Below are 8,676 nucleotides of genomic sequence, written 5' to 3'. Positions count from 1 at the left end.
AAAAAAATTTTGAAATAGATATTGACAAAGAGTGATTTTATCAATAATATTGAAGTAGCAAATCAATTTTGCTTGCAACCATTGTAGCATAAAACCTGTGCCTTTGTCCAGATTTTCATAATCACAGGCACGAATTACTTTTAGGGAGGAATTTATAATGGTATTGGAAAAAGTAAAGGCAATTCTTGCAGAGCAGTTTGACGTTGACGAGGATAAGATTACCGTTGACACCGACCTTCAGGAAGATCTCGGCGCAGATTCTCTCGACGTAGTAGACCTTCTCATGTCCATCGAGGACGAGTTCGAGGTTGAGGTTCCCGACGAGGAAATCGAGAACATCAAGACTGTAGGCGCTCTTGTTTCCTACATCGAGGCTAATTCCTAATTTAATCTCAAGAATCGGGGCAGGTCAACCTGCCCTCTTTTTTTATCCCTTTCGACACAATGTTAGTGAATTTTTCCGAAAACCACTTGACAAACCGATAATTTCGGTGTAAAATATGACACGTTAAACCGTTGAGGAAGAGTGAGTAGGTCTTACCGCTTCTCTCAAAGAGAGCTGCGGGCGGTGAAATCGCGGCAGAGAATGTATGACTGAATGGACTTCCGAGGGCGAGCAGAAACGCGGGCGGTCGGGCAGCGGACGGCGGACGGCGGACGAACGGACAGAGGACGGACGAGCAAAGGACGGACATGACGCGGACGAACGGACGGCGGCGGTATTATTACCGTGCAAGGCGGCACGCATAGTATGTGAGACGGAACAGGACTTTCCGTAACCAAAGGTCAGCGTATGAAAGTACGCGTTAAGAGGGCGCGAGAGCGCCAAGCAGGGTGGCACCGCAGGATATGATCCTGTCCCGGCAAATGCTGGGGCGGTTTTTTATTTTAAATATTAATTTTGAAAGGAGAAATCCCTATGCCTGAAAACAAAATCCCCTATAAAATTTATCTGAAAGAAAACGAAATCCCTTCGAAGTGGTACAACGTGCGCGCCGATATGAAAAACAAGCCCGCTCCGCTTCTTAACCCCGCAACACTCAAGCCCATGACCGCCGAGGAGCTTGCTCCCGTATTTTGTGACGAGCTTATCGCTCAGGAGCTCAACGATACCGACGCTTATATCGACATTCCCGAGGAAATCCAGGACTTCTACAAGATGTACCGTCCTTCTCCGCTTATCCGCGCATACTTCCTCGAGAAGGCTCTCGACACCCCCGCCAAGATCTACTACAAGTTCGAGGGCAACAACACCAGCGGCAGCCACAAGCTCAACTCCGCTATCGCTCAGGCTTACTATGCCAAGAAGCAGGGCCTAAAGGGCGTTACCACCGAGACAGGCGCAGGTCAGTGGGGTACAGCTCTCTCAATGGCCTGCTCATACTTCGGCCTCGACTGCAAGGTATACATGGTCAAGGTCAGCTATGAGCAGAAGCCCTTCCGCCGAGAGGTTATGCGCACCTACGGCGCGAGCGTGACTCCTTCTCCCTCCGAAACCACACAAATCGGCAGAAAGATCCTCGCCGAGCACCCCGGCACCACAGGCTCACTCGGCTGCGCAATCTCCGAGGCTGTTGAGGTTGCAGTAGGCACCGAGGGTTATCGCTATGTTCTCGGCAGCGTGCTCAACCAGGTTCTTCTCCACCAGAGCGTTATCGGCCTTGAAGCAAAGGCGGCTCTCGACAAGTACGGCGTAAAGCCCGACGTCATCATCGGCTGCGCAGGCGGCGGCTCCAACCTCGGCGGCCTTATCGCTCCCTTCATGGGCGAGAAGCTCAGAGGTGAGGCTGATTACCGCATTATCGCCGTTGAGCCCGCGTCCTGCCCGAGCTTCACACGCGGCAAGTTCGCATACGATTTCTGTGACACAGGCATGGTTTGCCCGCTCGCGAAGATGTACACCCTCGGCTCAGGCTTCATTCCCTCAGCTAACCACGCAGGCGGCCTGCGTTACCACGGCATGAGCTCGACTCTGTCACAGCTCTACCACGACGGCTTCATGGAGGCTACCTCAGTTGAGCAGACCTCAGTATTCCAGGCGGCTGAGCAGTTCGCGCGCGTTGAGGGTATCCTTCCCGCTCCCGAGAGCAGCCACGCTATCCGCGTCGCTATCGACGAGGCGCTCAAGTGCAAGGAGACAGGCGAGGAAAAGACGATCCTCTTCGGCCTGACAGGCACAGGCTACTTCGATATGGTCGCTTACGAGAAGTACAACGACGGCGTAATGACTGACTACATTCCCACCGACGAGGATCTCGCGAAAGGCTTCGCGGGTCTTCCCAAAGTAGACCTTTAATTAAATAACCGCATAACAAAGGAGAGGCTGAAATTCCAGCCTCTCCGTTTTTTTATGTGTGGGTTCAGTTGTGGATGATCGTCTTGCCGCTTGAGAGGAACGAGGTGACGTAGCTTCCGTTCTTGTCAACTCCGCGGACGGTGTAGGTGTATGTGCTGCCGTTGCGCACGTCGGTATCGAGGTACGAGGTGCCTGTCACGGTGTCCATAGATACCCAATTGCCCTTGCTGTTTTTGTAGAATACCCTGTAGCCGTAAACGCCGCTCATGCTGTTCCAGCGGATACGCACGCCGTTCGACTCGTTTGCGAGGGTGAATTCGGGATATGATGTCGTGGTATAGGAGTATTTATAAGTCCAGCCGCTGTCGTTGTAGCCGCTTGTGAACTTGCCGTTCTTGTCAATGCAGCGGACGGTGTAGATGTAGGTGCCGCCGTTGCGGACGTCGGTGTCGAGGTAGGTGTTTGTCGTGACATTATCCATGCCCTTCCAGCCCGACGAGCCCTTGTAGAATACTCTGTAGCCGTAAGCGCCGCTGACCTTGTTCCATGTGATCTTGACGCCCTGCGCGGTGCTCTGGAAGCCCGTTATCTGCGGAGTGTCGAGCTGCTTCGGCTGATAGGTATATGTCCAGCCGTTGTCGTTGTAGCCGCTCGTGAACTTGCCGTTTTGATCAACGCAGCGGACGGTGTAGGTGTAGGTGCCGCCGACTCTTACGTCCTCGTCGACGTAGGTGTTTGTCGTGACGTTATCCATGCCCTTCCAGCCCGAGGAGCCCTTGTAGAACACTCTGTAGCCGTAAGCGCCGTTTATGGCGTTCCAAGTGATCTTTACGCCCTGATCGGGGCTTTCGAACTTCGTTATCTGCGGAGTGTCGAGCTGTTTCGGCTGATAGGTGTATGTCCAGCCGGTGTTGTTGTAGGAGCTAACGAAGCTGCCGTCCTTGTCCATGCAGCGGACGGTGTAGGTATATGTGCCGCCGATCCTTACGTCCTCGTCGATATAGGTGTTTGTCGTGACGTTATCCATGCCCTTCCAGCCCGAGGAGCCCTTGTAGAATACTCTGTAGCCGTAAGCGCCGCTGACAGCGTTCCATGTGATCTTGACGCCCTGATCGGTGCTCTCGAACTTCGTGATTTGCGGAGTGGCGAGCTGCGGAAGTTGATAGTTGTAGGTGTAAGTCCAGCCTGTGTTGTTGTAGGAGCTTGTGAAGTTGCCGTTTGCGTCGATGCAGCGGACGGTGTAGGTGTATGTGCCGCCGTTGCGGACATCTGTGTCGATGAAGGTTGTGCTTGTGGTGTTGCCCATAGCCTTCCAGCCCGACGAGCCCTTGTAGAATACCCTGTAGCCGTAAGCACCGTCGACCTTTGCGATCGAGATTTCAACGCCCTGAGCAGTGCTCCTGAAGCCCGAAATCTGCGGAGTGTCGAGAACCTTCGGCTCGAGGTAGCTTACTCCGCTGCCGCCGTTGACCTCAACGCGGTAGGACTGCCTGATTCCGTTCGACGAAGCGACGGTGACGGTCGTGCTGCCCTGTTTTTTGGCGGTGATCCTGCCGTATGCGTCGACTGCTGCTATGCTGCTGTTTGCCGAGGAGTAGCTGAAGGACTCGATCGCGTTGACGGGACGTACGTCGGGTACGAGCTTGTACGCGGTGCCGACTCCCATCTTAACGCCGTCCTTCTCGAGATAGAACTTTGTCAGCGGCGAGGGAGAGGTGTAGTTGGAGCCCTTGTTAGGCGCGTTGATACCGCCGCCGCAGTTGTAGGTCAGGTTGCTCGAAACGTCGCCCGAGCTGCTGTTTGAGGAAACGTAAATACCCGTGCCAGAACAGCTTCTGACGCGGTTCCACTTTATCTTGTCAGCCTTCGACGACCAGAGCAGGGTTATGCCTTCGCTCTTGGCGGAGGTGACGTAGTTGTCGGTAATGCTGCCGATAGTCGTGGTGTAGACGCCCATGCCGTACTTTCCGGGCGAGATGATGTCGTTGTAGTTTATCGTGCCGACCTTGCTCGAGTCGATCTGAATGCCGTTGACCTCGGCGTTCTTGATCGTGTTGTACTCAATGCCGTCGACCTGCGCGTTGTCGCGGAGAACTATGCCGTAGTAGTTCGCGGACTTTACGGTGTTCTTTGAGCAAAGTATCTCGTTGCGGGTGACAGAGGCGTTTCTCACGTCCTCAAGTCGGATACCGTTGCCGCGGATATCGACGTAGTTGCCGTAGATCGACACGTCGTCGTTGTAGTAGTCGCCGACGGGAAGCGCGCCGCTGCCGTCAACGGAGTCCTTCGGGAATACACGCTCGAGCTTGTTGCCGAGAACAGCGATACCCTGACTCTCGTAATCAGCGAAGCCGTCCGCGAGACTGCCTACGTTTTTGAGCGTATTGTAGCAGATGTTGATATTCGCCTTCTTGGGGGTCTGGTACGAGGACGAAACGTGGCTCGTTGTGCCGCCGAGAGAGGAAAGCTCGGAGGACTTGAAGATGCCCGAGCCGTCGTCCATTACGGAGTATACGGTGATTCCGCGCGGAGCGTTTTCGATCACGTTCATGCGGATATCGACGTTTATCCAGTTCATGCCCTGAACCGCGATACTCTTGAGGTTCCTGAAGGTGTTGTTGCGGATAGTGATCCCATCGAAGGGGTTGTTGAGAATGCCGGTGTGGGTGCCTACCGCGCGCGGTACGTTGTCGAATACGCAGTTCTCAACGAGAATGTTTTTGCAGTTCAGATCCTCGGCGCGGCAGTTGACGACGTGCTTCGGGTGGAGAATGTCGAACTGGATAGCCTCATATCCGTCATGGTGCGGAGTGAGAACCTGATCGCGGAAGGTGCAGCCCGTCGCGGTGAAGCCGTCGCAGCCCGCTACCTCCATCATGTGACCCTCGCGCTCGTTGATAACGGTGACGTTTTCCATCGAGAAGTTCTTCGCGTGGGCAACCTTGAGCATGGTGTTCTCGCCGTTGTTGCCGTCGTAGGTGCCGCCGACGAGCCTGATGTTCTTGTACTGATAGCCGACAGCGCCCGAGTTCACCTGATCCTCGTATCCTATTCTGAGCATATTGCCCGAAAAGGTTCTCTTGAGCGTAACGCCGCTGAGGTCGAGCGTCGTGTTGTCGTAGATCTTCAGACCCCAGCCGAGGTCGTAGCTGCCCGCAGCCGCCTTGACGGTCACGGGGTTCGAGGCTGTAGCCTGATTCTTCGCCTGATCGAGAGCGGACTGGAGCGCCCACTGTGCGCCGTCGCGCAAGTCCGCAGCGCTGACGTTGATGACCTGCGCGCCTGCGTAAGCGTCGTCCGCCGCGGCAGCCGCTGTCGCGACAGCGGAGAACGCCATCAGCGCTGAAAGAGAAACTGCTGTAAAGCCTTTGAATAATTTCAACATAAATCTCCTCACTTTCATAAAATTATAGTCCTATTATACGACTATATTGCCGAGTTGTCAACGCAAATAAAAACAAGCGCACCGCGGAAGCCGATGCCTTCGCGGTGCGCTTATGCAAGAGAAATTATATTGTTATCCGATCAGTTCCTTGATTTTTGCCTCGGCAGCCTGTGCGTCAGCCTTGCCGCGGCTGTTCTTCATTACGTTGCCGACAAGCGCCTTGATCGCCTTTTCCTTGCCGTTTCTGAAATCCTCAACAGCCTTGGGGTTGCCCTCAACAGCCGCCTTGCAGAGCTCAAGCAGCGCGTTTTCGTCCATGCCGCCCATGTCGCTCTCGCTGATGAATTCGAGCACGCCCTTGCCGCTGTCGAGCATTTTCTCGAGAGTCGCCTTGGCGAGGTTGTTGCGGATCTTGCCGCTGTCGAGCAGCTTTACAAGCTCGTTGAGCTGTGCGGGTGTGGTCGCGACGTCGAACGCTTCCTTGTCGTTCTCTGTTTCGACTCTGCGGAAAATCTGGCCGATGATGAAGTTCGAAACGGTCTTGGGCGACTTCACGCCGTCGATCGCCTCGTCGAAGTACTCGCTGATACGGCGGTACTTCGTCAGCAGCTGAGCGTCCTTTTCGGGAATGCCGAGCTCGTCGATGTAGCGCTTGCACTTCTCGGCTGGCAGCTCTGGCAGCTGCGCTCTGAGTTCTTCAACTTCCTCGCGCGAAATGTTAATGGTAACGAGGTCGGGGTCGCGGAAGTAGCGGTAGTCGTGAGCGTCCTCCTTGCTGCGCATTGAGGAGGTAGTGCCGCTCGCGTCGTCGTAGCGCAGGGTCTCCTGAACAACCTTGCCGCCGCTCTCGATCAGATCGACCTGACGGTCATACTCGTATTCCATCGCCTTCGCAATGTTGGTAATGGAGTTCATGTTCTTGATCTCGGTTCTGGTGCCGAACTTGTCGCTGCCCTCGGGACGTACGGAGATGTTTACGTCGCAGCGCATCGAGCCCTCCTGCATCTTGCAGTCCGAAACGCCGATGCTGCGCATGACCTGCTGCAGCTTCTCAACGTACTCCTTAGCCTCGTCGATCGAGCGGATATCAGGCTCGGATACGATCTCGATCAGCGGTACGCCGCCGCGGTTGTAGTCAACGTAGGTGTCGCCGTGACGGTGGATAAGCTTTCCGGCGTCCTCCTCGATGTGAATGTGGTGAAGGCGGATCCTTCTGCCGTTGCTCAGCTCGACGTAGCCGCCGATGATCAGCGGAGCGTAGAGCTGCGAGATCTGGTACGCCTTGCTCAGGTCGGGGTAGCAGTAGTTCTTTCTGTCCATCTTTGCGACCTCGGCGATCTCGCCGTGAACCGCAAGTCCTGCCTTGATAGCGTAGCGCACGACCTCGCGGTTGAGTACGGGAAGCGTACCCGGCAGGCCGATGCATACGGGACAGCAATGGGTATTCGGCTCGCCGCCGAACTGGGTTGTGCAGCCGCAGAAAATCTTTGTCTTTGTCTGTAACTCGATGTGGGTCTCAAAACCCGAAACTAACTCATATTTCACAGCTTCACACCCCACTTTGTATCAATGAATTTATCGGGAGCCGCCTGCTGGTATTTATAGGCGGCGTTGAGGATCTGCGCCTCGCCGAAGCTCTTGCCGATGAGCTGCATTCCGATGGGCATGCCCTTCGCGTTGAAGCCGCAGGGTACCGACACACCGGGAAGTCCCGCGATATTGACGGGTACGGTGCAGATGTCGGTGAGGTAGGTCTCGATCGGGTCGGAGGTAGCGTGACCCTTCTCAAACGCGGTCATGGGCACTGTCGGCGCGAGAATAACGTCGCACTGCTCAAACGCCTTGTTGAACGCGCTGATGATCGTGCCGCGCAGGTTCTGAGCCTTCTTGTAGTAAGCGTCGTAGTAGCCCGCGGAGAGCACGTAGGTGCCGAGAAGGATTCTTCTCTTGACCTCTTCGCCGAAGCCCTCGCTTCTGGTGCGGCAGATCATGTCGTGGGTGCCGGTGTAATGCGCCGTCTTGTAGCCGTAGCGGATACCGTCGTAGCGTCCGAGGTTTGAGGAAGCCTCCGCGCACGCAATAATATAGTATACGGGCAAAGCGAATTTCAGGATCGGCAGGTCGAAGTAGACGATCTCCGCGCCGAGGCTCTTGTAAACCTCAGCCGCCGCGAGAACCGCTTCCTTTACGTCGTCGCGCACACCGTCGAGGTATTCGCGCGCGATGCCTATTTTCATGCCCTTGATGTCGTTGTCAAGCGTCGCGTAGGTGTTGCCGCCGCCGACAGAGGTGGAGTCGCGCTTGTCCTTGCCCGCAATCGCGTCAAAGACGAGAGAAGCGTCCTCTACGCTCTTTGTGATCGGGCCGATCTGGTCGAGGGAGCTTGCGTATGCGATAAGACCGTAACGCGAAACCGCGCCGTAGGTGGGCTTTAAGCCGACAACGCCGCAGAATGACGCGGGCTGACGGATAGAGCCGCCCGTGTCGGAGCCGAGGCCGTAAGCCGCGATGTTGCCGCCGACAGCCGAGGAAACGCCGCCCGACGAGCCGCCTGCAACGTGGTTTGTATTGAAGGGGTTAGCCGCGCCGCCGAAGCAGGAGTTCTCACATGAGGAGCCCATTGCGAACTCGTCCATGTTGGTTTTGCCGAGCAGAACGGCGTTCTGAGATTTGAGCGTCTCCCATACCGTAGCGTCGAAAATCGGCTTGTAGCCGCTTAATATCTTTGAACAGCAGGTGGTCTCGATACCCTTGGTGGACATATTGTCCTTGAGGGTCATCGGCACGCCCTCGAGTGAGCCGATCTCCTCGCCCGCGGCGATTTTCTTGTCGACCGCCTGAGCGGTTTTCAGAGCGGCTTCGGGAGTAACGCAGACGTAGGCGTTAAGCTCGGGGTTTGCCTTCTCTATCTCGCTGAGATAGCTCTTTGTCAGCTCCTCGCAGGAAACCTGCTTGTTTACGAGCATTTCGTGTATTTTAGCGATAGTACCCATCA

6 protein-coding genes are annotated in these 8,676 nt (G+C 55.5%); 3 read left to right on the top strand and 3 right to left on the bottom strand.

Features of this window, described 5'->3' with window-relative positions; all coding sequences use genetic code 11:
* Positions 1 to 157 precede the first annotated feature (157 nt).
* The 3 genes from acpP to JKK62_RS12215 all read left to right on the top strand — a co-directional run bounded on the left by acpP (position 158) and on the right by JKK62_RS12215 (position 2,296).
* Positions 158 to 385, top strand: coding sequence for an acyl carrier protein (gene acpP, locus JKK62_RS12225; protein ID WP_186833216.1), 228 nt, complete (start codon positions 158 to 160; stop codon positions 383 to 385).
* Positions 386 to 590: 205 nt separating this feature from the next.
* A complete protein-coding gene (locus tag JKK62_RS12220) occupies positions 591 to 779 on the top strand; it encodes a hypothetical protein (RefSeq protein WP_201428118.1) in 189 nt (62 codons plus the stop codon).
* A gap of 140 nt (positions 780 to 919) precedes the next feature.
* A complete protein-coding gene (locus tag JKK62_RS12215; RefSeq protein ID WP_201428117.1) occupies positions 920 to 2,296 on the top strand; it encodes a TrpB-like pyridoxal phosphate-dependent enzyme in 1,377 nt (458 codons plus the stop codon).
* A gap of 64 nt (positions 2,297 to 2,360) precedes the next feature.
* On the opposite strand, the gene JKK62_RS12210 is transcribed toward JKK62_RS12215, so the two are convergent.
* The 3 genes from JKK62_RS12210 to gatA all read right to left on the bottom strand — a co-directional run bounded on the left by JKK62_RS12210 (position 2,361) and on the right by gatA (position 8,674).
* The gene (locus tag JKK62_RS12210) at positions 2,361 to 5,678 is read right to left on the bottom strand and encodes a NosD domain-containing protein (protein ID WP_201428116.1); all 3,318 of its coding nucleotides are present in this window, start codon (positions 5,676 to 5,678) and stop codon (positions 2,361 to 2,363) included.
* A 135-nt stretch (positions 5,679 to 5,813) separates the two neighbouring features.
* Positions 5,814 to 7,226: an Asp-tRNA(Asn)/Glu-tRNA(Gln) amidotransferase subunit GatB gene (gene gatB / locus JKK62_RS12205; RefSeq protein ID WP_186833219.1), complete on the bottom strand. Its 1,413-nt coding sequence runs from the start codon at positions 7,224 to 7,226 to the stop codon at positions 5,814 to 5,816.
* Complete coding sequence (gatA, locus tag JKK62_RS12200; protein ID WP_201428115.1) at positions 7,223 to 8,674, bottom strand: Asp-tRNA(Asn)/Glu-tRNA(Gln) amidotransferase subunit GatA; 1,452 nt, start codon at positions 8,672 to 8,674, stop codon at positions 7,223 to 7,225. Before gatA ends, gatB begins: the two co-directional genes overlap by 4 nt.
* Positions 8,675 to 8,676 lie beyond the last annotated feature (2 nt).

Source organism: Ruminococcus difficilis (assembly GCF_016680995.1).
Note: the sequence above shows the minus strand (reverse complement) of the source record. Positions and strands in the feature narration are given on the sequence as shown.

Excerpts from the sequence above, each read along its gene's own strand:
- acpP (WP_186833216.1), top strand. The coding sequence starts at position 158 with ATGGTATTGGAAAAAGTAAAGGCAATTCTTGCAGAGCAGTTTGACGTT.
- JKK62_RS12220 (WP_201428118.1), top strand. The coding sequence starts at position 591 with ATGACTGAATGGACTTCCGAGGGCGAGCAGAAACGCGGGCGGTCGGGC.
- JKK62_RS12215 (WP_201428117.1), top strand. The coding sequence starts at position 920 with ATGCCTGAAAACAAAATCCCCTATAAAATTTATCTGAAAGAAAACGAA.
- gatA (WP_201428115.1), bottom strand. The coding sequence starts at position 8,674 with ATGGGTACTATCGCTAAAATACACGAAATGCTCGTAAACAAGCAGGTT.